The 345-nt window shown below is 69.6% G+C and carries 1 protein-coding gene; it reads right to left on the bottom strand.

The genetic code is table 11. From position 1 onward, the window contains the following. Window positions 1-345: ATP-binding protein (locus BKD30_RS15080; protein WP_159440552.1), on the bottom strand; the 345-nt coding region annotated here is incomplete at both ends.

Here is a 345-nt window from a genome sequence, read left to right as displayed (position 1 = left end):
GGTTGATCCAGTTCGTGGCGGTGTCGAACAGGACCGGGTGCCCGGCCTGGGCGGCTTTGATGCCCAGGCCGATGGCGAGGTGGGTCTTGCCGACTCCGGGCGGGCCGAGCAGGACCACGTTCTCCGCGCGGGCGATGAACGCGGTGGAGGCTAGATGCGCGAGGACGTCGCGGCGCAGCGCTGGCTGGTGATCGTGGTTGAAGTCCTCGAGTGTCTTCACGGCTGGGAAGTGGGCTCCGGCCATACGCAAGGTGGTGCCGGAGGCTTCGCGGTCGGCGACTTGGCGTTGCAGGACCGCGGCGAGGTAGGCCTCGTGGGTCCACCCCTCGCTACGCGCCGTGTCGC

This window comes from Tersicoccus phoenicis, assembly GCF_001968835.1.
Taxonomy (GTDB): domain Bacteria; phylum Actinomycetota; class Actinomycetes; order Actinomycetales; family Micrococcaceae; genus Tersicoccus; species Tersicoccus phoenicis.
Note: the sequence above shows the minus strand (reverse complement) of the source record. Positions and strands in the feature narration are given on the sequence as shown.